This window comes from Phenylobacterium sp., assembly GCF_965284355.1.
Taxonomy (GTDB): Bacteria; Pseudomonadota; Alphaproteobacteria; order Caulobacterales; family Caulobacteraceae; genus Phenylobacterium.
The window spans coordinates 2,134,403-2,155,023 of the sequence record NZ_OZ260078.1; the positions used below are offsets into that span (position 1 = coordinate 2,134,403).

At 70.2% G+C, this 20,621-nt stretch carries 18 protein-coding genes; 6 read left to right on the forward strand and 12 right to left on the reverse strand.

Annotated features, from left to right (window positions below; all coding sequences use genetic code 11):
* Positions 1-53 precede the first annotated feature (53 nt).
* Positions 54-1,373, forward strand: coding sequence for an aspartate aminotransferase family protein (locus ACQ66R_RS10355; protein ID WP_430421675.1), 1,320 nt, complete (start codon positions 54-56; stop codon positions 1,371-1,373).
* Here the strand turns inward: ACQ66R_RS10355 and ACQ66R_RS10360 are convergent.
* Positions 1,354-2,133, reverse strand: coding sequence for an aminotransferase class IV (locus ACQ66R_RS10360; protein ID WP_430421677.1), 780 nt, complete (start codon positions 2,131-2,133; stop codon positions 1,354-1,356). The two genes, ACQ66R_RS10355 and ACQ66R_RS10360, sit on opposite strands and share 20 nt — an antisense overlap.
* Positions 2,130-3,488, reverse strand: coding sequence for an anthranilate synthase component I family protein (locus tag ACQ66R_RS10365; protein WP_430421679.1), 1,359 nt, complete (start codon positions 3,486-3,488; stop codon positions 2,130-2,132). The genes ACQ66R_RS10360 and ACQ66R_RS10365 overlap by 4 nt, the downstream gene beginning before the upstream one ends.
* A gap of 90 nt (positions 3,489-3,578) precedes the next feature.
* Here ACQ66R_RS10365 and ACQ66R_RS10370 point away from each other — a divergent pair, with 90 nt between their 5' ends.
* On the forward strand, positions 3,579-4,430 hold the full coding sequence (locus ACQ66R_RS10370) for an enoyl-CoA hydratase-related protein (RefSeq protein ID WP_430421681.1): 852 nt from the start codon (positions 3,579-3,581) through the stop codon (positions 4,428-4,430).
* A gap of 241 nt (positions 4,431-4,671) precedes the next feature.
* On the opposite strand, the gene ACQ66R_RS10375 is transcribed toward ACQ66R_RS10370, so the two are convergent.
* From ACQ66R_RS10375 to ACQ66R_RS10385, 3 genes are all read right to left on the reverse strand, one after another.
* Positions 4,672-6,993 carry a TonB-dependent receptor gene (locus ACQ66R_RS10375; RefSeq protein ID WP_430421683.1) on the reverse strand — a complete coding sequence of 774 codons (2,322 nt, stop codon included), beginning with the start codon at positions 6,991-6,993 and terminating at the stop codon, positions 4,672-4,674.
* Between the two features lie 39 nt (positions 6,994-7,032).
* Positions 7,033-8,844: a sulfotransferase gene (locus tag ACQ66R_RS10380; RefSeq protein ID WP_430421684.1), complete on the reverse strand. Its 1,812-nt coding sequence runs from the start codon at positions 8,842-8,844 to the stop codon at positions 7,033-7,035.
* Between the two features lie 61 nt (positions 8,845-8,905).
* Positions 8,906-9,904, reverse strand: a complete 999-nt coding sequence (locus ACQ66R_RS10385) for a dipeptide epimerase (RefSeq protein ID WP_430421685.1) — start codon at positions 9,902-9,904, stop codon at positions 8,906-8,908.
* A 93-nt stretch (positions 9,905-9,997) separates the two neighbouring features.
* Between ACQ66R_RS10385 and ACQ66R_RS10390 the strand changes: the two genes are divergently transcribed.
* Positions 9,998-10,813: a hypothetical protein gene (locus ACQ66R_RS10390; RefSeq protein WP_430421687.1), complete on the forward strand. Its 816-nt coding sequence runs from the start codon at positions 9,998-10,000 to the stop codon at positions 10,811-10,813.
* A 13-nt stretch (positions 10,814-10,826) separates the two neighbouring features.
* On the opposite strand, the gene ACQ66R_RS10395 is transcribed toward ACQ66R_RS10390, so the two are convergent.
* The 6 genes from ACQ66R_RS10395 to ACQ66R_RS10420 form a co-directional block, all read right to left on the reverse strand.
* Complete coding sequence (locus tag ACQ66R_RS10395) at positions 10,827-11,738, reverse strand: RDD family protein (RefSeq protein ID WP_430421689.1); 912 nt, start codon at positions 11,736-11,738, stop codon at positions 10,827-10,829.
* Positions 11,735-12,733, reverse strand: a complete 999-nt coding sequence (locus tag ACQ66R_RS10400; protein ID WP_430421691.1) for a stage II sporulation protein M — start codon at positions 12,731-12,733, stop codon at positions 11,735-11,737. Before ACQ66R_RS10400 ends, ACQ66R_RS10395 begins: the two co-directional genes overlap by 4 nt.
* Positions 12,733-14,046, reverse strand: a complete 1,314-nt coding sequence (locus ACQ66R_RS10405; protein ID WP_430421693.1) for a DUF58 domain-containing protein — start codon at positions 14,044-14,046, stop codon at positions 12,733-12,735. Before ACQ66R_RS10405 ends, ACQ66R_RS10400 begins: the two co-directional genes overlap by 1 nt.
* A 79-nt stretch (positions 14,047-14,125) precedes the next feature.
* On the reverse strand, positions 14,126-15,082 hold the full coding sequence (locus ACQ66R_RS10410) for an AAA family ATPase (RefSeq protein ID WP_430421694.1): 957 nt from the start codon (positions 15,080-15,082) through the stop codon (positions 14,126-14,128).
* On the reverse strand, positions 15,069-16,289 hold the full coding sequence (locus ACQ66R_RS10415) for a hypothetical protein (RefSeq protein ID WP_430421696.1): 1,221 nt from the start codon (positions 16,287-16,289) through the stop codon (positions 15,069-15,071). Before ACQ66R_RS10415 ends, ACQ66R_RS10410 begins: the two co-directional genes overlap by 14 nt.
* Positions 16,286-16,918: a DUF4129 domain-containing protein gene (locus ACQ66R_RS10420; RefSeq protein ID WP_430421697.1), complete on the reverse strand. Its 633-nt coding sequence runs from the start codon at positions 16,916-16,918 to the stop codon at positions 16,286-16,288. Before ACQ66R_RS10420 ends, ACQ66R_RS10415 begins: the two co-directional genes overlap by 4 nt.
* Positions 16,919-17,019: 101 nt before the next feature.
* On the opposite strand from ACQ66R_RS10420, the gene ACQ66R_RS10425 reads away from it, so the two are divergent.
* On the forward strand, positions 17,020-17,700 hold the full coding sequence (locus ACQ66R_RS10425; RefSeq protein ID WP_430421699.1) for a class I SAM-dependent methyltransferase: 681 nt from the start codon (positions 17,020-17,022) through the stop codon (positions 17,698-17,700).
* 188 nt (positions 17,701-17,888) lie between these two features.
* On the forward strand, positions 17,889-18,902 hold the full coding sequence (locus tag ACQ66R_RS10430; RefSeq protein ID WP_430421701.1) for an adenosine deaminase: 1,014 nt from the start codon (positions 17,889-17,891) through the stop codon (positions 18,900-18,902).
* On the opposite strand, the gene ACQ66R_RS10435 is transcribed toward ACQ66R_RS10430, so the two are convergent.
* A complete protein-coding gene (locus ACQ66R_RS10435; RefSeq protein WP_430421703.1) occupies positions 18,881-19,309 on the reverse strand; it encodes a GNAT family N-acetyltransferase in 429 nt (142 codons plus the stop codon). The two genes, ACQ66R_RS10430 and ACQ66R_RS10435, sit on opposite strands and share 22 nt — an antisense overlap.
* Positions 19,310-19,397: 88 nt before the next feature.
* Between ACQ66R_RS10435 and ACQ66R_RS10440 the strand changes: the two genes are divergently transcribed.
* Positions 19,398-20,621 (forward strand): parallel beta-helix domain-containing protein, encoded by a 1,224-nt coding sequence (locus tag ACQ66R_RS10440; protein WP_430421705.1) that lies wholly within the window; start codon positions 19,398-19,400, stop codon positions 20,619-20,621.

A 20,621-nucleotide genomic window follows, 5' to 3' on the forward strand; every position in this document is an offset into this window, starting at 1 on the left:
GTAGCGAGACCGTCGCGAAGCTGATTTCGTACGGCCAGCAAGGAACACACGCCATGGCCTACGACCGCGACAACCGACCGGACCTGTCCAACCACTGGATGCCGTTCACGGCCAACCGCCAGTTCAAAGCGGCGCCGCGGCTCCTGGTGTCGGCCAAGGGCATGTACTACCGCTCGGAGGACGGCCGGGAGGTGCTCGACGGCACCTCGGGCCTCTGGTGCGTCAACGCCGGCCACGCGCGGCCCGAGATCGCCGCGGCGGTGAACCAGCAGCTGATGAGCCTGGACTACGCGCCCTCGTTCCAGATGGGCCACCCGATCAGCTTCGACTTCGCCCAGGCGCTTGCGGGAATCGCGCCCGCCGGGCTGGACCGGATCTTCTTCACCAACTCGGGCTCGGAGTCGGCAGATACGGCGATCAAGATGGCCATCGCCTACCACCGGGCGCGCGGACAGGGGCACCGCAGCAAGATCGTTGGGCGCGAGAAGGGCTATCACGGCGTGGGCTTCGGCGGCATCTCGGCCGGCGGGCTGGTCAACAATCGCCGCATCTATCCGCTGCTGCCGTCGGACCACATCCGCCACACGCTGGACGTCGAACGGAACGCCTTCTCCCGGGGCTTGCCGGAGCACGGCGCCGAGCGGGCCGACGACCTGGAACAGCTGGTGGCGCTGCACGGCGACACCCTGGCCGCCGTGATCATCGAACCCGTCGCGGGGTCGGCGGGCGTCATCGTGCCGCCCAAGGGCTACATCGAGCGGCTTCGCGCGCTGTGCGACAAGCACGGTGTGCTGCTGATCTTCGACGAGGTGATCACCGGCTTCGGGCGGCTGGGAGCCCCGTTCGCCAGCCACTGGTTCGGCGTCACCCCCGACATCATGACCACCGCCAAGGGCATCACCAACGGCGTGATCCCGATGGGCGCAGTGTTCGCGAAACGCGAGATCCACGACACCGTGGTGAACGCGTCCGAGACGGCCATGGAGTTCTTCCACGGCTACACCTACTCCGGCCACCCCGTGTCGTGCGCGGCGGGCCTGGCGACGCTGGACATCTATCGTCGCGAGGGCCTGTTCGAACGCGCCACCGAGCTCAGCGACATCTGGGCCGACGCGGTGCACAGCCTTCGCGACGCGCCGTACGTCACCGACATCCGCAACCTGGGCCTGATGGCCGGCATCGACCTGGAGGCGAAGGCGGGCGTGCCCGTGGGCAGCCGCGGCTATGCGGCGATGGTGGCGGCCTTCGAGGCCGGCATCCTGATCCGCGCCACCGGCGACACGCTGGCGATGTCGCCGCCGCTGATCGTCTCCAAGGCCGAGATCGACCGGCTGGTCACCGTGCTGCGCCAGATCATTTCGGCGCTCGACTGACCGCCTTGGCGATCGCCGCCACCAGCGGCGAGCCGGGCAGGTCGCGGCCGTCCAGGCGATCGACGGCGCGCACGCCCACCAGGCTGTTGGTGATGAACATCGGCGCGCCCGCGATGCGGCTGAGGTTGGTGAACACCTCCTGCAGCGGCAGGCCCAGGGCGTGGCAGGCCGCGATCACCTGGCGGCGCATGATCCCGTCCAGCACGCCGCATTCCAGGCTGGGGGTGAACACCTCGTCGTGACGCACCCAGAAGATGTTGGCCGCCGCCGCGCAGGCCACCTCGCCCGCCGTGTTCAGCATCAGCGCTTCCTCGGCGCCGGCCTCGCGGGCCTCGGCGCGGGCGAGGACATTGTCGATGTAGGAGAGCGTCTTCAGCCGGGCCGCCGGCGAGCGGTCGTTGCGGCGCACCCGCGCGGTGGCCAAGCTTACCCCACCCTTCGGCAGGGTGGCGATCGCGGCGGTGGCGGTCAGAACCGGCTGCGGCGTGTCGGGCGGATCGAGGCCGCGGGCGCCTGAACCCGCGCTCCAGTTCAGCCGCACCGCGGCGCGGGGCGGACTGGCCACGGCGTCCAGGGCGACCAGGGCGGCCCGGCGCAGGGTTTCGGCGTCAGGCGCCGGCAGGCGCAGGGTGCGACAGCCGCGGGCCAGCCGTTCGACGTGGTCGTCCCAGTGCTCAAGCCGATCGTTCGCCCACAGCACCGTCTCGAACAGGCCGTGGCCGAGTGTGAAGCCGCGGTCGTCGAGGGCGATCTCAGTCATGCGGAATCCGTCAGCGCGCGCAGGATGGCGCCAATCTTGGTCGTCGTCTCGGCAACTTCGGCGAGCGCCTCACTGTCGGCGACGATCCCGCCCCCGGCGCGCGCTTCGAACGTCCAGCCTGCCGCGGTTTCGAGCAGCGCGACCGTGCGGATCAGCACGCTGGCCTCCAGCGCCCCGTCGACGCCGGCCCAGAACAGGCTGCCGCAGTAGGGGCCGCGCGGGGTCTCGTAGTCGGCGATCACCTTCATGGCCTGCAGCTTGGGCGCGCCGGTGACCGAGCTCGGCGGGAAGGCGGCGAGAAACGCGTCCCAGGCCGAGCGCCCGGGCGCCAGACGCGCGCGGACCCTGGAGACCAGGTGGTGGACGTTGGCATAGCTGCGCAGGCCCCACAGCTCGGGCACACGGACGGTGCCCGGCACGCTGACCCGCGCCAGGTCGTTGCGCATCAGGTCCACGATCATCAGGTTCTCGGCGCGGTCCTTCTCGCTGGCGGCGAGTTCGGCGGCCAAGGCGGCGTCCGCGGTCGGGTCGGCGCCGCGCGGGCGGGTGCCCTTGATCGGGTCGGATTCGGCCCACAGGCCGTCGGCCTGCGGACGGACCGACAGGAACCGCTCCGGTGAGTTGGAGACCAACGCGCGGCCCGGGAGGCGCAGGTAGGCCGCGTAGCCCGCGGCGCTCTGGCGGGCGAGGCGACGGAAGAGATCGTATGGCCTGGCGCCGACTGCGAGCGCGCCGCGCCATGGCCGCGCCAGGTTGGCCTGGAAGATCTCGCCGGCGGCGATGCGGCCCACGGTCTCCTCGACGGCGGCGGCGTGCTGGTCGTCGGTCGTGCCCAGGACGACAGCGTCGGCGAGTGCGCCACATCGGGCCGGCGGGCTTGGCGCATCCAGCCAGCTCAGCGCGAAATCGGCGGCGGCCGCCGCCGCGCGGGAATCGGCGCCACGCCCGATAGCCAGCCCGCGGCGCTGACCCGCGTGGAAGGCCAGCAGCGCCGGATAGCGGATCAGGGTCAGGTCGGGCCACTCGCCGACGCGAACCTGCGGGGCCGTAGCCTCCAGCTGAGCCGAGAACTCGTAGGCCGCCAGGCCCACCACGCCGCCCTGGAAAGGCGGGCCGTCGGCCATCGGCGCGGCGTCGCCCAGAAGGGCTGGGAGGTCGGCGCCCTCCTCCGCCACCGCGTCGGGCGCCCGCAGCACATAGCTCCAGCCGTCGGCCGACAGCAGGACGCAGGCATGGATGTCTTCGGCGAAGGCCGCCGCCACCTCGACCGGGTCGGCCCAGGCGGTGGCGCGCGTCACAACGCAGGCGAGATCGCGGCAGGGCGGGTCAGGCGGGGTGGCGGGGCGGCTCCACATTCGTCGCGGCCTATAGCGCATCCGCGCGCTGTTGACCTGCCGCCTCGTAAAGCGCGCGTGATGCGGCAAACAACAGGGAGGACACCGCCGATGGCCTACGAGACGATCCTATACGAGGTCGACGGCCCGGTGCTGACGATCACGCTGAACCGGCCCGACAAGCTGAACGCCTACACCGCGGTCATGGGCGCCGAGCTGCAGCAGGCGTTCCAGCGGGCCGATGCGGACGACGACGTGCGCGTGGTGATCGTGACCGGGTCGGGGCGCGGATTCTGCGCCGGCGCCGACATCTCGGGCGGTTCGGGCGCCTTCGACACCAAGGCCGAGGGCTCGGTCGCCTTCGCCGCGCCGAACGCGCCGCGCCAGACCGGCGGCGGCTTCGTGGGCGCGATCTTCCACTGCCGCAAACCCTCGATCGCCGCGATCAACGGGGCGGCCGTGGGCGTGGGCGCGACCCTGACCCTGCCGATGGACATCCGCATCGCCGCCGAGGGAGCCAAGATCGGTTTCGTCTTCGCCCGCCGCGGCCTGGTGCCGGAGGCGGGCAGCGCCTGGTTCCTGCCGCAGCTGGTAGGACTGCCCACGGCGCTGAAGTGGTGCCTGACCGGCAGCCTCCTGTCGGCGGCCGAGGCTCAGGCCGGCGGCCTGCTGGCCGAGGTGGTCCCGCCCGACCAGCTGCTGGCCCGGGCCCGCGAACTGGCGCTGCTGATCGCCGAGAACACCGCCCCGGTGTCGATCGCGCTGGCGCGCCAGATGCTGTGGAAATTCGCCGGCGAGGACAGTCCCGACGGCGCCCTGGCCATCGACGGTCACCTGTCGATGGTGCTGGGCGCGGGGCCCGACGTGAAGGAGGGCGTCGCTGCTTTCCTGGAGAAACGCCCGCCCAAGTTCCCTGGCAAGGTCTCGAGCGACATGCCCGAGGCGTGGACGAAGCTCATGTGATCCCTGAGGCCGCCGCGCGCGCCGCAGGCGCTGTCTTGTTTGACCACGAACCACACGAACCACACGAACGGGATCGGACCCTCTGCGCCCCTGCGATCGGCAGGCCGCGTTCGTGTGGTGCGTGCGGTTCGTGGACAATTTTGTCGGCGCCAAAGCGCCAGGGCGGCCGGGCGGCTCGCGCCAACCCGCCGCGCAGGCCGCCTTCTCCCGCTAGGGGAGAAGGGGCTCATGCGTATCGTCGTTAGAACGTCTGGCCGAACTTCAGGCCGATGGTGCGGGGGCGGATCGGGATCGTGTAGACCCGCGAGCACACCGAGGCGGCGCACTGGACGAAGCGGTCGTTCTGGCCGTCGTCGTCGAACAGGTTCTTGGCGTAGGCCTCGACCCGCCAGCTGCCGCTGTCCACGCCGATCGCGAAGTCGAACGTGGTGGAGGCCGGCAGCTTGCCGATCACCGCACGGTCGGCCGTGCGCAGGTCCGGGAAGGCCGAGCCGGTGTGAACCAGCGCGCCCTGGACGTGGGCGTCCATGTCGTTCCAGGTCCACTCGTAGCGAGCCGTCAGGTTGCCCTTGAACTTGGCGGTGACCGGCAGGGAGATGCCCTTCGGCGCCTCGATCGGCGACGTGGGCGAGGGCCGGTAGTCCTGGTTCAGTTCGGCGTCCGTGTAGGCCATCCCGCCGTTCAGCGTGAAGCCGTCGGTGACCAGCCAGCTGATGTCGGACTCGATGCCCTTCATCTTGGCCTTGCCGCCGTTGCGGATCTCGGTGAGGCCGTTCGCGCCCAGGAACGAGAACTGATAGTCGTCCCACTTCTCGGAGAAGATCGCACCGTTCCACCGCAGGCGGTTTTCCAGCCAGCTGGTCTTCCAGCCCACCTCGCGGTTCTTGAGGAAGTCGGCGTCGTAGGGCGGCAGGGTGCCGCGCCGGTTGATGCCGCCCGGCCGGAAGCCCGTCGACAGGGTGGCGTAGACCATGTGGTCGTCGGTGACCTTGTAGGTGGCGTTGATCCGGTAGGTGCGGCCGTCGCCCTTGGTGGTCTTGTCCACGTTGGTGCACGGCCCGCCCTTCACGATCGCGGTGGGATTGAAGCAGGCCGCGACCCCCGTCCGGGACGAGAAGTCCCTGTCGAAGCCGAAGAAGCCCTCGAGCGAGTTCTTGTACTTGAAGAAGCGGACGCCGCCGGTGATGGCGAACTTGTCGGTGATGTCGAACGTGCCGTCGACGAAGGCGGCGTAGTCACGGTCGGTCCGCAGCTGCTTGGTCAGCCACAGGGTGTCGGGCCACCCCGGGACCTCGATCAGGTCCTGCAGGTTGTCGATCCGGTAGCGCTGTTCGATGTTGTGGGTCTGCTTCTGATAGAACAGGCCCGCCACCACCTTGAAGCGGTTCTCGGCCGGACTGGCGATCCGGAACTCGTGGCTGGTCTTCTTGAAGTAGTCGCGGCCCTGGATGTACTGCGACGTGTTGATGAAGTTGCCGGCGTTGTCGGTGGTGTAGGCCCCGTAGCCGGCGGTCACATCGTAGAAGTAGCTGTAGTCGGAATAGTCGCTGTCGGTGTCGATCCACCGGCGCATGTGGGCGCCGGCGTACAGGATGTCGAAGTTGGCGACCTTGCCCTCGATGGTCAGCGCGGCCTGGGCCCACTTGTCGTCCGAACCTTCGGGGTAGTAGCGGCGGACCTTGAGGTCGCCCACCGTGGGGTCGGCCGCGAAGCCGCCGTCGGCCTCGGTGCGCTGGCCCATGAGGGCGGGCGTGACCGTCCAGTTGTCGTCCAGGTCGATTTTCAGCGCCGCGCGGGCGCCGTAGATGTCGACCTCGTTGTAGTCGTTCTCGACCTGGCTGGCGTTGTTCACGCGGATATTGCCGGTCGGGAAGACGAACGAGCCCGGCACGTTGTCGATGTAGCCGGCGTCGTGCTGGGCCCAGGCCACCAGGCGCACCGCGGCGCGGTCGCCCAGCGGCTGGTTGATCATGCCCTCGGCGGCATAGCCGATGTCGCCATGGGCGACGCTGTTGACCTCGAGGTCGTACATCGCCTCGAAGCCCTGGGTGGACGGCTTGTTGGTGATGATGCGGATCGTGCCCGCCTGCGAGCTGGCGCCGTACAGCGTGCCCTGCGGACCGGCCAGCACCTCGACGCGGGCGATGTCATAGACGTGGACGTCCAGCGGCCCCGTGATCGTCGTCACCGGCTGTTCGTCGAGATAGACGCCGACGCTGGGCAGCGGGCCTGAGTGGTTGTTGTTCTCGCCCGAGGCGACGCCACGCATGTAGAAGTTCGAGAAGCCCGGCGCGCCGGTGGGCGCGGTCACGCTGGGCATGAAGCGCACATAGTCGTTGGTGTCCGAGACCTGCAGCGCGTCGAGGCGGTCGGAGCCGATCGCCTGGATGCTGATGGGCACGTCCTGAAGGTTCTCCGACCGCTTCTGCGCGGTGACGACCAGTTCCTCCAGTTGGGCGTCGCCGGTCTGGGCCAGGGCCGGCCCGGCGACCGCGGTCAGCATGGTGGTGGTCAGCAAGGCCATCGACCAGTGCGCGGCGCGCCGCGACGTTCGATCCGTCATAGTCATATTCCCCCAACAAACAGAGTGCGCGCCTCAGGTTCAAGGCGCATCCGGGTACGCGTCGAGCACCGGGCCCAGCGCCGCCTTGAGCGGGCCGAGCCAGGGCTCGTAGTTCCGCCAGTGGTCGGCGGCGTCGGTGAAGATCGGCCGGCGCACCTGCTCGGAACTGGCGGTGCGCACGGCGCGGTCGTTGTCGTAGAAGCGCAGGCAGGCGTCCTCGAACGGCAGGCCGCAGTGATCGAGCAGCGCGCGGGTCTGACCCTCGGGATCGGCAACCATGCGCTCATAGATCACGCGATGGACGCGCCCGGGCAGAATTGCGTCGAAGTGCGCCATTAGCGCGACGTAGTCGCCATAGTACCGGCCGATGTCGGTCAGGTCGTAGGTGAAGCCCTGGCCGCGGGCGAAGTGCTGCTTGAAGCCCGAGAAGCAGCAGCCCAGAGGATGGCGGCGCGCGTCGATGATCTTCGCGTTCGGCAGGATCAGGTGGATGAGCCCGACGTGCGTCCAGTTGTTGGGCATCTTGTCGATGAACAGCGGCCGGCCCAGCTTGCGGTGCACCTGGGCGCGGTCGAGGTACTCCTGGCCCAGGGCCTCAAGGTCGGCGGGCGACAGCTCGGCGAGGACCTCGGGGTAGCGGCTCTCGGAGGCCCGGCGCGCCTTGCCGCCCAGGCGGCGGACCAGGGCGATGATGTCGGGCAGTTCCTGGGTGCCTTCGACGGCGGAGTGGCTGGCGAGGATCTGCTCCACCAGCGTCGAGCCCGAGCGCGGCAGGCCGACGACGAAGATCGGGTCGGGAGCCGGGCAGCCCTGGCCCGCGCGGGCGGCGAACAGCTCAGGCGTCAGCACCGCCTTCGCCCGCTGTACCTGGCCGGTGATCTCGGAGGCCTCGTAGGCCAGCGACCCGCGGCGCAGCGCGTTGCCTCGGAGGTAGTGGCCGAAACTGGCCTCGTAGTCGGCGCGGTCCTCGCGCGCCTTGCCCAGCGCGAACTCCAGGTGGAATCGGTCCTCCTCGCCCAGGTCGGCCCGGTGCAGCTCCATCTCCATCGCCAGGATGTCGGGGTCCTCGAAGCGGACGGTCTTGAGGTTGGCCAGGCTCCACCAGGCCTCGCCGAACTGCGGCGCGATCGCCACGCAGCGGCGGTAGGCTTTGATGGCGTCGGCCTGGCGGCCCACCGTCTTCAGCGCGTGACCATAGCTCATCCAGACCTTGGCCTGGCCGGGCTGGTCCTGCAGCACGCCGCCGTAGAGGTCGATGGCCTGATCGTACTCGCCGATCTTCGCCAGCGCGGCGGCCTTCAGGTTGCGGTAGCCGGGGTTGCGCGGGTCGTCCGCCAGCAGCCGGTCGATCTGGGCGATCGCCGCCTCGGACTGGTTCTGACGGTAGAGGACCGTGGCGTAGTTGTGCCGTGCGGCCGTAAAGCCGGGGGCCAGCTCGACGCAGCGCGCCAGCAGGTTCTCGGCGTCGTCGTAGCGGCCCAGCCGCATGGCCGTCTCGGCCAGCATGCGGATCGCCGCGACATCGGTCGGCCGGGCCTTCAGCACCGCGCGCAGCGTGTGCTCGGCGACCCGCAGGTCGTTGTCGCAGAGGGCCCTCGCGGCCTGGACCAGCGCCGGATCGCCCACCGAGGCGCGGACGCCGCGCAGGTCGACGGCTTCCGCGGCCTCGGTCTCGCCCTGCCGGCGCAGGGCGGCGGCCAGCAGGCGCAGCGCGGCGGGATGCTCGCCCACCGATTTCAGGATCTCGCGGGCCTGGGCCTCGGCGGCCATGGCGTCCGCCGCCAGCAGGCGCGCGGCGTGCTCGAGGGCGACCTCGAGGGTTCCGACCGTCTCTGCCGCCGCGCCAGCCACGGGGTCTCCGAACTGAAATATTACGCGGCGATGAAACGGATGATGCGCTTACCGTGTCAACTCAAGGGCGGGCGCCCGACACACCCCAGAAGCCCGCCTGTGGCGGATAGAGCACGCCCCGCTCGACGCGGCAGCCCCCCGTCCGATCTTTGACAAGCCACCAGGGCCCATCCAGATCGACGGCGTCCGCCTGCGCGCCGATCCACATGGCGGGGGCGATGGACAGCGAACTCGACACCATGCAGCCGGCCAGGACGCCCAGCCCCAGGTCCCGTGCCCGGTCAGCCATCGCCAGGGCCGCGGTCAGTCCGCCGGCCTTGTCCAGCTTCACATTGATGACCTGATAGCGGTCGGCGACCTGCAGCACGTCGGCGGCGGTGTGGACCGCCTCGTCGGCGCAGATCGGCGCCGGATAGGCGAGACCTAGCAGGCCGGCGTCGTCGTCGGCCGGGAGAGGTTGCTCGACCATGATGACCGGCAGGCGTGCGATGGTGTCGGCCATCGCGTTGAGCACCGGCAACGTCCAGCCCTCGTTCGGATCGACGATCAGGCGCGCGCCCGGCGCCGCGCCGGCGACCGCAAGCAGGCGCTCGGCGGGGTCGTGGGCGTCCAGCTTCACCTTCAGCACCGGCGCGTCGGACGCGGCCGCGGCGGCGGCGGCCATGGCGTCGATGGTATCCAGGCTGATCGTCACGGCTGTCGCCATCGCGGCGGGCGCACGGCCCAGGCGCTCGGCCACGCCGCCCAGACCCAGCCGCGCCTCCAGGTCCCAGAGCGCGCAGTCCAGGGCGTTGCGCGCGGCGCCGGCCGGCAGGGCATCGACCACCGCCCGCGCCGACTCTCCTGTCGCGAGGCGCGCGCCGGCAAGGACCAGCTGGTCCTGGACCGACGCCGGGGTCTCGCCATAGCGCGAATAGGGCACGCATTCGCCGAAGCCGACCTGACCGTCGGCCCGCAGCTCGGCGACGACGACCTCGGCATGGGTCTTCACGCCGCGCGAAATGCGGAAGGGCGCGCGCAGCCGCAGCCGCTCGATGCGGACGATGAGTTCGAGGCTCATGGACGCCGGCCGGGCGGCGCCGCCCACGCGCGTCGACAGTCGCCACAACCCATGATTACCATCGTCCGCAAAGCCGCTGCCGGGAGCCGGGCCATGACCGCAGAAGCCATCGAATCCCGCAAGCTCGATATCGGGGTGGTGCTGCAGACCACGTTCCAGGTGCTCGGCCGCAACCTCGCGACCTTCTCGATCCTGGGGCTGGTGCTGACCGGGCTGCCGGCGACGATCATCGCCTATGCCTCCTTCGCGACGATGGGCGATCAGGCCACCCAGCTGGCGCGCGGCGCCTTCACCCTGAGCCCGGGCTACCTCCAGGCCATCGGCCTCAGCGGCATCGCGGGACTCATCCTGACGACGATCCTGCAGGGCGCGCTGATCTACGCCACCGTCCAGGACCTGAATGGCCAGAAGGCTTCGGTCGCCGACTGCCTCGCCACAGGCCTGCGCAATTTCCTGGCTCTGATCGCGGTGACGATCCTGCTCTACCTGGCCGTCGGTTTCGGCATGGTCCTCCTGCTGGTTCCAGGCCTCATGATCGCCTGCGCCTGGTGCGTCGCCATCCCCGCCCTGGTCGCCGACCGAACGGGGATCTTCGGGGCGTTCAGCCGGGCCGCCGACCTCACCCGAGGCAACCGCTGGCGGATCTTCGGCCTCGGGATCCTGCTCTGGATCGTGCTGCTGATCATCTCGACCATCTCGAATGCGGTCAGCGGGGTGAGCAATCTCGCGAATCTGGACGGCGCCGAAGGTCTCGCGGTGCTGACCAGCCCGGCGTTCCTCGTCCTCTCGGTGATCCGCAGCACCGTGTCCGCCGTGGTGGGTTCGACGCTTGTAGCCGTGCTGTACGTCGAACTCCGCCGCCTGCGCGACGGCGCCGGCCCGCAGTGGCTGGCGGAGATTTTCAGCTAGTCCCGACGTCCGCCTAGTCGACGTCGAACTTGTCCTTTCGGCGACGGCCGAACAGCAGGCGGCTCTCCAGGCGTCCGCGCAGCGCGGCGTAGTAGGCGTTGAGGAAGGTCCGGTCGGCGATGTCGCCGCCTTCCCAGCCGATCTTGGCGCGGATGCGGGCGGCCACTTCGGTCATGGCCTTGCGATCGCCCACGCGGATCACATCCTCCAGGACGTGCAGCTCCTTGATGCCGTAGGCGTCGAGCTGGGGCCCGGTGAAGGCGATGCCGCTCGAGGCGGTGCGCTCGGTATCGGCGAGGTCGGACTGCAGGCGGACCTTGGGCTGCTTCACCACCATCGTGCCGGCGGCCAGGTCGCCCAGCCGGCGGCGGTCGCGGTTGAACAGCGGGAACAGCACCAGCACGCCGCCCCAGATCGCGCCCAGCCCCACCAGCGCCGCGTCCACGCCCTCGCCTTGGGCGAGAAAGAAGGTCAGCGGCAGGAACACCTCGACCTCGCGCATGGCGTTGCGTGCAAACACCGCGTCGGCGGTCAGCGCCCCGCCGTCGGCGGTGATCACCCGCAGGCCCATGGCCCGCTTGCCCGGCGTCGCCGCCCGCTGCCGGGCCTCGAACCAGAAGAAGTAGAAGTTGCGGCCCAGGAACATGCCCAGCAGCCAGACGATCGCCAACGCCTCGGACATCCACGTGACGCGCGTCGCGAAGGCCACGATCAGCATGACGATCGAGAATGCGCCGAGCACGCCCACGATGATCAGGAAGTCGAGCAGCAGCGCCAGCCCACGCTCGGCGTACGTGCCCACCCGCAGCCGCAGGTCCACCCCTTCCGGCGTCACCAGCTCGCGCCAGCCGTCGAAGGGCTCGCGCCGCGGCTTCCCGGCCTTGCCCGGCTTGGGGGCCTTCAGGGGCTTGCCGATCGCCGTCATGCCGGGACCTTGGCGCGCGGCCAGTAGAAGTAGGCCAGCCATCCGGCCAGCATCACGCTGGCGATCCCATAACGGGCGATGTCGTTGACGATCAGCTGCCGCGCGAAGCCTTCCAGCAGCCCCGCGACCGCCAGCATGCAGACCACGCCGGCCATGGCGGTGGCGGCGCGGCGGCCGGCCTCGGCGGCGGCGTCGACCCGGCTGCGCGCGCCGGGGAAGGCCACCGCCCAGCCGATCGAGAATCCGGCGGCGCCGGCGATCACGATGGCGAACAGCTCGGTCGTGCCGTGGATCATCAGCCAGCCGATCTCCTCCACGATCAGGCCGCGCGCGGCGAACAGGGCCACGAAGGCCCCGATCATCCCGCCGGTCATCAGCATCAGCGCCGCGGTCGGCAGGCACAGAAGGAAGCCCAGCGCAAAGGCGAACAGCGCCACCTGGGCGTTGTGGGTGAAGAGGAAGGTGGCGAAAACGCCCAGGCCGTCGGCGGCGTCAGGCTTGGCGTAGAGCGACTCGCGCAGCGACGCGGTGGTCGCCATCGGGTCGCGCCCCGAGGCCAGCTCGGGATCCACGAAGCTGAAGAACCAGTCGGCGTCGCGCCGGACGAGGACGTAGGCCGTGATTGTGCCGACGGCCATCAGCAGAAACGACACCACCGTCTCGCGCCACAACGCCTGGATCGACGCCGGCCAGTCGCGCACGAAGAACCGCGCAATCCGCTGCGGCCATCTCGCTCGCGCGCCGTAGACGAAGAAGTAGGCCCGGGTGCACAGCGTCTCGAGATAGGTGGTCAGGCTCTGGTCCAGCGAAATGGAACGGGCCACCGACAGCGACGACAGCGCCTGGCGGTAGAGCAGCGGCAGCTCCAGCAGCTCGTCGCGCTTCAGCCGTTCGACCCCCTGCGTCTCGGCCTTGTTGAGCAGGGTTTCCAGGCGCCGCCAGTCCTGTTCCCGCTCGGCGCGGAAGCGCCAGCTCTTCAGCTGCAGCTCGGGCATCAGACGAGCCCCCGCCGCTTCACATCGAGATAGCCGTTCAGCAACGCCGGCCCAAGGCCCTCGCCGGGGGCGTCGACGATCTGGGCGCCCAGGCGTTTCAGGCGACCGATGACCCCCTCGCGCTGCCTGACCAGCCGCTCGGCGATCACGGCGCGGGACACGTCGTCGGGCGTCTCGGGCGCGCGGGTGACCAGGCCGTCCAGCTCCTCGTCACGGAACACGACGAAGAGGACGAGGTGCGTGCGCATCAGGCGCGCAACGTTCTCGATCATCAGTTCGGCCGAGGTGGCGTCCGCGAAATCGGTGAAGACGACCACCATCGCGCGACGGTCCAGGCGGCCGGCCAGCGCCGTGAGGCCCAGGGTGAAGTTCGTCTCTTCCGTGGAATAGTCGACCTGGGCGCACATCCGCTGCAGCAGCGGGAACGCCGCCGAGCCCGAGGTCAGACCGCTGGCCAGGCGCGGCCGCGAGTCGAAGGCGAAGAGGCCCACTCGGTCGCCCATCCGCAGGCTGACGAAGGCCAGCAACAGGGCCCCGTTGATGGCCCGGTCAATGCGCGGCAGTCCGGCCGTGGGCGCGCTCATCAGCCGGCCGGTGTCCAGCGCCAGCAGGATGTGGTGGTTGCGCTCGGTGCGGTACTCGCGCCCGATCAGCTTGGCGTGGCGGGCCGACTGCTTCCAGTCGATGTCGCCCAGGTCCATGCCGGTCTGGAACTCCTTCAGGGCGTGGAAGTCCGAGCCCTCGCCGGCGTCGGTCAGCGGCTTGGCGCCCAGGGGCGCGTCGCGGGCGAACAGGCGCAGCGCCTGGTCCTTCACGCCGGCCACGTCGGGCGTGATGGCCAGCGGCGGCAGGGCCGGCTCATGCCGCTGCAGCCAGACCAGGCCCAGGGGCCCTTGCCAGCGCGCCCACAGGCCCTCGATCAGCCCCTCGCCCCGGCGCACCGGGTCCAGCCGCACGTCAGCCTCGGCGCGGCCCTCATGGGTGCGCACGATCTGGCGGTCGGGAACAGCGGTGAGGCGGGCGTTGACGCCCACCGCCAGCTCGATCTCGCGCGGGCCGCCCTTGGCGAAGGCGGCGGTGAGCCGCGCCGTCTCGGGTCGCCCGACCCCCACCACGCGCGGCGCGGCCATGGCGAGGTCCAGGCCCCTCGGCGAGGCCGCCATCAGCGCGTCCGCCAGCATCAGGCCGATGGCCAGCACGATCCACGCCGCCGCCGCGGTCCATAGGCCAGGCGCGACCAGGGCGACGCCCAGGGCCGGGGCCGCGCCCACGGCCATCAGCGCGATCGCACGGCGGGTGGGGTACAGCCTCATCAGCGCGCCTCCAGGCGAAGTGGACGCCGGTTCGCCGCCCGGGAGGCGCGACCTCCCAAATGCTGATGCGCGGCGCGCATCAACGGGGGGCAGCCGCCAGATCAACAAGCGCCTGCAGGATCTGGTCGGGACGGCGGCCATCGATCTCGGCGGCGGGCGACAGGATGACCCGGTGGCGCAGCGCCGGTAGCGCCAGCGCCTTCACGTCGTCGGGGATCACATAGTCACGCCCGTCCAGGGCCGCGCGCGCCCGGGCCGACAGCGCCAGCTGGGCCGCCGCGCGGGGCGAGGCGCCGCTGGAGAGGTCGGGCGTCTCGCGGGTCGATCGCACCAGGTCCAGCACATAGCCCACGATCTCGTCGGTCAGGCGCACGGACGAGACCGCCTTGTGCGCTTCGGCCAGCTGCTTGGCGGTGGCGACGCGGCCCACGCCGCGGTCGGCCGGGTCGGCGTGGCCGCTCTGGACGCCGTACTCGGCGACGATGCGCCGCTCTTCCTCGCGTCCCGGATAGCCCAGGGTCTGCTTGAACAGGAACCGGTCCAGCTGGGCCTCGGGCAGCGGATAGGTGCCCTGCTGCTCCAGGGGGTTCTGGGTGGCGACCACCATGAAGCTGGGCGACAGCGCGCGCGACTTGCCGTCGATGGTGACGCGCCGCTCCTGCATCGCCTCCAGCAGGGCCGCCTGGGTCTTGGGCGGCGTGCGGTTGATCTCGTCGGCCAGCAACAGCTCGCAGAACAGCGGCCCCTCGGTCAGCGAGAAGGTCGAGGTCTGGAAGTTGAAGACGTTGGACCCGATGATGTCGGCGGGCATCAGGTCGGGCGTGAACTGGATGCGGCCGAAGTCCAGGCCCAGCGTGCGCGCGAAGCTCTGCGCCAGGTAGGTCTTGGCCACCCCGGGCGGTCCCTCCAGCAGCACGTGGCCGCGGGCGAACAGCGCCGTCAGCAGCAGGTCTATGGTGTCGTGCTGGCCCACGATGGCCTTGCCGACCTCGGCCCTGACCTGCTCGGCCAGCGCCTTCACCTCAGCGACGTTCACGCGTCATCTCCCCTCGCCAGTCGTACAGTTTGCGCGCGACGGCCAGCAGGTCGTCGCGGGTCTTGGCCGTGTCGGCCTCGGCGGCCAGTTCGCCGGGCGAAGTCGCCCCGCGGCGTTCCGCAAGATGTTCCAGCCAATGCTCGTCGGCCGCATGCCCGCCGCCGGCCCGCATGACCCGGCCGCGGATCAGGGCCGCATAGGCGGGGGCCAGCTCGTGCTCGCGCCGCGCCATCCGCACCAGGTCGGCCGAATTGTCCACCAGCGCGCGGGCGCCCAGAGCGAAGGCGCGCTCGCGCCGCCGCGGCTGGCCGAAGCGGGCCAGGGCGTGGACGCCCATCAGCAGGCCCGCCGCCACGCCGATCAGGGTGGCCACCAGCCAGGGCGGCTCCAGCATGGTGCGCCAGATGCCGCGGCCGCGCTCGTAGCCGTTCAGCGTGACGTCGAAGGTGATCGGCCGCTCGCCCCGGCGCGCCGTCTCGAAGATTGCGGCGGCCGCGCGGGTCGTGTCGCGGCTCGACAGGCCGTGGTTGTTGATCAGGTCGGGGTCGGCCAGCACCCAGATGCTGGGCGTCTTGCGGGAATAGGCCAGGACCATGCGCCCCTGCCCGTCCACCAGGGCCGGCGCCCAGCCCTCGCCCGACAGCGTCTGCAGCCGGTCGATTGCGCCCAGCGGCAGGGTCTGCCCCGCGAACGGCCCCTCGCCGCGCAGGGTCCAGCGATAGACGCCCTTGGGATGGGCGATGCGGGTCGTCTTGGCATAGGACGCGAGCATCGGTTCGAAGCCGTCGCCGTCCACGATGGTGGTCACCTTGCGGACATAGCCCTTGCGGATCGGGTCGGGCGTCGCGACCCACTTGGGCAGCACGATCAGGGTGAGCGGCCCCTTCGGATAGGCCTGCAGTTCTTCGGGGCTGAGGCTGGCGTCGGGCGTCAGCACCACGACCGCCTCCTGCGGCCGCGTGGGCCGGATGCGGCTGACCACCGCCGGCGCGCCCAGGGCCTTCAGCAGGATGGGCGCTCCGGCAAAGCCGATGGCCGATTTCGACAGCGCGTGCGCCCGGCCGTCGTTGCCCGAGCGCAGGTCGGGCGCGAAGGCCGACAGCACCGCAAGGCCCGCCATGGCCACCAGCCCCACCAGCACCAGGGCGATGATCACCTTGGGCGAGAAGTTGGGGGCCGAGGCCGGCTGGTCGGCGACGGCGCTCATCGCCAACCCTCGGCGAAGGCGAAGGCCTGATAATCGGCGCGCGCGACCGAGAAGGCGTCGGAGTCAGCAGGCCGCCCTCCGAAGAACGTGCGCTCGACCGCCTGGGCCAGGCGGGCGAAGGCCGCGCGGGCGTCCTCAGGCAGCACCTTGAGGGTGGCGATGTCGCGGCTGGTGAGGGCCGGCTGAACCACGCCCGGGCGTCGCGTCACCAGGTCGTCGATCGAGCGGAACAGCAGGATGTGGATCGCCTCGTCGAACCGGCCGTCGGCCGCCAGCCGGTCGGCGTCTTCCAGCAGCGCCTGGGCCTTGCCCGCGTCGGGTCGCCAGTCGGTGACCGGGATCACGGTCTTCTTGCCCCGGAACCAGCTCTCGGGCGCGATCTCGCGGACGACGAAATAGATGATCAGCAGCGCGCCGACCGCCAGCCCGCCCCAGAACAGCACCTTCAGCACCGGCGCGATGGCGGCGAGGAACTGAACCAGCGGCTCCAGCCAGTCGGGCGGCTTCTGGTCCGGCGTGGCCTTGAAGTCGAACTGGACGCCGGGCGTGTTCAGGAGCGCCTTGTGCGCTGCGGCGAGCTTCGCCTCAGCCGCCGGTCCGCCCCCTACCGCAACGCTATCCCCCTGCACGCACACTCCCCAGTTGCGGCAGACCCTAGAGCACCCCGCGCGGCTCGCAAGCCTGTCGAATGCGACTAGGGTCAGGCGTCTCATATGCAGGAGGATGATCGATGACTGTGCTGATCCTGCTCGCAAGCCTGGCCGCGCTGCTCACCGCGCCGGGTCGAACCGACGCCGACCGCGCCCGCGACGCCGCGCGCAAGCCCGCAGAGGTGCTGGCGTTCGCCCAGGTGCGGCCAGGCTGGAAGGTGGCCGAGTACACGCCCGACGGGGGCTACTTCACCCGTGTGTTGTCGCCGGCCGTGGGGGCGAAGGGCCACGTCTACGCCTATCCGCCGGACGAGATCGTGAAGCTGCTGCCCGGCCACCTGACTGACGCCCGCAGCAACGCGGCGGCCGCGCCGCTGAAGAACGTGACGGTCCTGACGGGGCCCACGACGGCGTTCGCGGCGCCCGAGCCGCTGGACCTGGTGTTCACGGCGCAGAACTACCACGACCTGCACACCCGATACGCCGTGGCCGGCGCCCCGGCAGCGTTCAACGCGGCGGTGTTCAGGGCGCTGAAGCGGGGTGGCCGCTATGTGATCGTCGACCATCGCGGCGACCAGCCCGACCGGCTCCACCGCATCGACCCGGCCCAGGTTCGGCGGGAGGTCGAGGCCGCGGGGTTCGTGTTCGAGGCCGAGAGCGACATCCTGGCCAACCCCGCCGACCCCCGGACCGCCAGCGTCTTCGACCCGTCCGTTCGCGGAAAGACCGACCAGTTCGCCCTGCGCTTCCGCAAGCCCTAGGCGCGCTGCGCCGCCAGTTTTGACCACGAACCACACGAACCACACGAACGCCGTGGGCTGCGCCATGAGCCGTTGGGAGGTCGCCCGTTCGTGTCGTTCGTGTGGTTCGTGGTCGATCCTTGAGGCGCCTGCGGCGCGCTGGTCCTATCCGGCTTGACCCCTGCGGATTTCGCGGTGAGGTGGATGGCATGACGACCGCCGACTTCATCCGTGGCCTGCCCAAGGCCGAACTGCACCTGCACATCGAGGGCAGCCTCGAGCCCGAGCTGATGTTCGAGCTGGGCAAGCGCAACGGGATCGCTTTGCCCTTCAAGTCGGTGGAGGAGGTGCGGGCCGCCTACGCCTTTTCGAACCTGCAGGACTTCCTCGACATCTACTATCAGGGCGCCGGCGTGCTCATCACCGAGGACGACTTCAAGGACCTGGCGCTGGCCTATTTCCGCCGCGTGGCGGCCGACGGCTGCCGACACGTCGAGCTGTTCTTCGATCCGCAGACCCACACCGACCGCGGCGTGCCGTTCCGGGTGGTGATCGAGGGGCTGCTGGCCGGGATGAAGGAGGCCGAGACCAGCCTGGGCGTCACGTCCAGGCTGATCCTCTGCTATCTGCGCCACCTGGACGAGGAGGCCGCGTTCGCCACGCTGAAGGACGCCGAGCCCTATCTCGACCGGATCGTGGGCGTGGGCCTGGACTCCTCGGAGGTGGGCCACCCGCCGTCGAAGTTCGCGCGGGTGTTCAAGGCCTCGCGCGAGCGCGGCCTGAAGCTGGTGGCCCATGCCGGAGAGGAAGGCCCGCCCGCGTACGTCTGGGAAGCCCTGGACCTCCTGGGCGTCGACCGCATCGACCACGGCAACCGGGCGCTGGAAGACGCCGCGCTGGTGAAACGGCTTGCCGCAGAGGGCATGACGCTCACGGTGTGCCCGCTCTCAAACCTCAAGCTCTGCGTCGTCGACGACCTGAAGGCGCACCCGCTGAAGAAGATGCTGGGCCTGGGGCTGAAGGCCACGCTGAACTCGGATGATCCCGCCTATTTCGGCGGCTACCTGGGCGCCAACTGGACCCAGACCAGCGACGCCCTCGGCCTCACAAGGGACGAGCTGGTCACCCTGGCGAAGAACAGCTTCACCGGCTCGTTTCTGCCGCCGCAGACCATCGCCCGCCACCTGGCCGACATCGACGCCTACGTGTCGTCGAAGGCGTAGAAGTACAACACGAAGGTCTCGGCCTCCGAGCCGCGCGCCTCGTAGAGTGCGCGGGCTGGCTCGTTGTCGGGCTCGGTGCCGACCCAGGCCTCCTCGCAGCCATTCTCCCGACCCCACCTCACCAGCTCGTCCAGCAGTCGCGTCGCGATGCCCTCGCGCTTTCGGGCCGGGGTGACGCCCAGGTTGTCGATGTAGAGCTCGGTCGGAAGGTCGGGGTGGCGATGCACGATGCCGCGGGCCTGACCCACCACTTCGCCGGCGCTCACCGCCAGAACCATGAGATGGTTGGGTTCGGCCAGATAGGCCGCAACGCGGGCAGGGTCGATGGCGTCGTCGAAGACGTCCTCCGCCACCCGCTCCAGGACCGCTGCGTCGCCCGGTCCGATGCGCAGAATATCGACGTTCATCCGGGGACCTTAGGGGTTGCAGACCCCCCCTGAACAGCGTCTACCCTCAAAGTTGAACGGCACGTCACGATGCCGGGGAGGCCACGACATGATCCGATTCACCACCGCCCTGCTGGCTGCGACCGCCATCGCCGGCGCCGCCCACGCCAAGACGATCACCGTCGCGCCCGGGCCCGACGCGCAGGAGCGCATCCAGACCGCCCTGCTGGACGCCAAGCCGGGCGACACGGTGGCGCTGGGCGCCGGCCGCTTCGACCTGACCGACGGCCTGTCGCTGGACGTCGACAGCGTGACGGTGAAGGGCGCCGGGCCCGAGGCCACGGTGCTGTCGTTCAAGGGCCAGAAGGGCGCGGGCGAGGGCCTGCTGATCACCTCCGACAAGGTCACGGTCCGCGACTTCGGCGTCGAGGACACCAAGGGCGACGGGGTGAAGTCCAAGGGCGCCGACCAGATCAGCTTCATCAACCTGCGCGTCGAATGGACCGGCGGGCCGAAGGAGACCAACGGGGCCTACGGCGTCTATCCGGTCGCCTCCACGAACGTGCTGATCGACAAGGTGCTGGTGCGCGGCGCGTCCGACGCCGGGATCTATGTCGGCCAGTCGAAGAACATCATCGTCAAGCGCAGCCGCGCCGAGTTCAACGTCGCCGGTATCGAGATCGAGAACTCGATGAACGCCGACGTGTTCGACAACGTCGCGACCCGCAACACCGGGGGCATCCTGGTGTTCGACCTGCCGAACCTGCCGCAGATGGGCGGGCACTCGACGCGGCTGTTCCGGAACAAGGTCGTGCAGAACGACACGCCCAACTTCGCCCCCAAGGGCAACATCGTCGCCAATGTGCCGATGGGCACCGGCGTGATGATCATGGCCAACCGCAACGTCCACGTGTTCGAGAACGACATCGACGGCAACGCCTCGAGCGGCGTCATCCTGGTCAGCTACACCCAGACCTTCGACGACAAGTCCTACAATCCGCTGCCCCGGGACGTGGTCGTGCGGAACAACAGGATCGGCAAGAACGGCTTCGACCCCAAGTTCGCCGGCGGCGGGCTCATCAAGATGATGCTGAAGTCCGACATCCCGCCGATCGTGTGGGACGGCGTCACCAGCTTCCCCGGCACGACCGAGCCGGTGCGGGTGCGCCTGCTGGACGGCCCGGTGCTGAATCTGCGCCTGCCGGGCCCGGGCCAGGTGGAGAAGGCCAATCCGGCGGTGACGGCCACGGCGGTGATCCCCGATCCGACGCCCGAGATGGCCGAGCCCAAGGCCGTGGTCCTCCCGAAGGCCCAGGCCGATCTCGGAGCGTAA

Bases quoted from the DNA above. Each gene is read 5' to 3' on its own strand.
- ACQ66R_RS10385 (WP_430421685.1), bottom strand. From the start codon at position 9,904: ATGAGCCTCGAACTCATCGTCCGCATCGAGCGGCTGCGGCTGCGCGCG.
- ACQ66R_RS10400 (WP_430421691.1), bottom strand. From the start codon at position 12,733: ATGCCCGAGCTGCAGCTGAAGAGCTGGCGCTTCCGCGCCGAGCGGGAA.
- ACQ66R_RS10365 (WP_430421679.1), bottom strand. From the start codon at position 3,488: ATGTGGAGCCGCCCCGCCACCCCGCCTGACCCGCCCTGCCGCGATCTC.
- ACQ66R_RS10360 (WP_430421677.1), bottom strand. From the start codon at position 2,133: ATGACTGAGATCGCCCTCGACGACCGCGGCTTCACACTCGGCCACGGC.
- ACQ66R_RS10425 (WP_430421699.1), top strand. From the start codon at position 17,020: ATGACTGTGCTGATCCTGCTCGCAAGCCTGGCCGCGCTGCTCACCGCG.
- ACQ66R_RS10440 (WP_430421705.1), top strand. From the start codon at position 19,398: ATGATCCGATTCACCACCGCCCTGCTGGCTGCGACCGCCATCGCCGGC.
- ACQ66R_RS10375 (WP_430421683.1), bottom strand. From the start codon at position 6,993: ATGACGGATCGAACGTCGCGGCGCGCCGCGCACTGGTCGATGGCCTTG.
- ACQ66R_RS10435 (WP_430421703.1), bottom strand. From the start codon at position 19,309: ATGAACGTCGATATTCTGCGCATCGGACCGGGCGACGCAGCGGTCCTG.
- ACQ66R_RS10430 (WP_430421701.1), top strand. From the start codon at position 17,889: ATGACGACCGCCGACTTCATCCGTGGCCTGCCCAAGGCCGAACTGCAC.
- ACQ66R_RS10355 (WP_430421675.1), top strand. From the start codon at position 54: ATGGCCTACGACCGCGACAACCGACCGGACCTGTCCAACCACTGGATG.
- ACQ66R_RS10415 (WP_430421696.1), bottom strand. From the start codon at position 16,289: ATGAGCGCCGTCGCCGACCAGCCGGCCTCGGCCCCCAACTTCTCGCCC.
- ACQ66R_RS10405 (WP_430421693.1), bottom strand. From the start codon at position 14,046: ATGAGGCTGTACCCCACCCGCCGTGCGATCGCGCTGATGGCCGTGGGC.
- ACQ66R_RS10390 (WP_430421687.1), top strand. From the start codon at position 9,998: ATGACCGCAGAAGCCATCGAATCCCGCAAGCTCGATATCGGGGTGGTG.
- ACQ66R_RS10395 (WP_430421689.1), bottom strand. From the start codon at position 11,738: ATGACGGCGATCGGCAAGCCCCTGAAGGCCCCCAAGCCGGGCAAGGCC.
- ACQ66R_RS10370 (WP_430421681.1), top strand. From the start codon at position 3,579: ATGGCCTACGAGACGATCCTATACGAGGTCGACGGCCCGGTGCTGACG.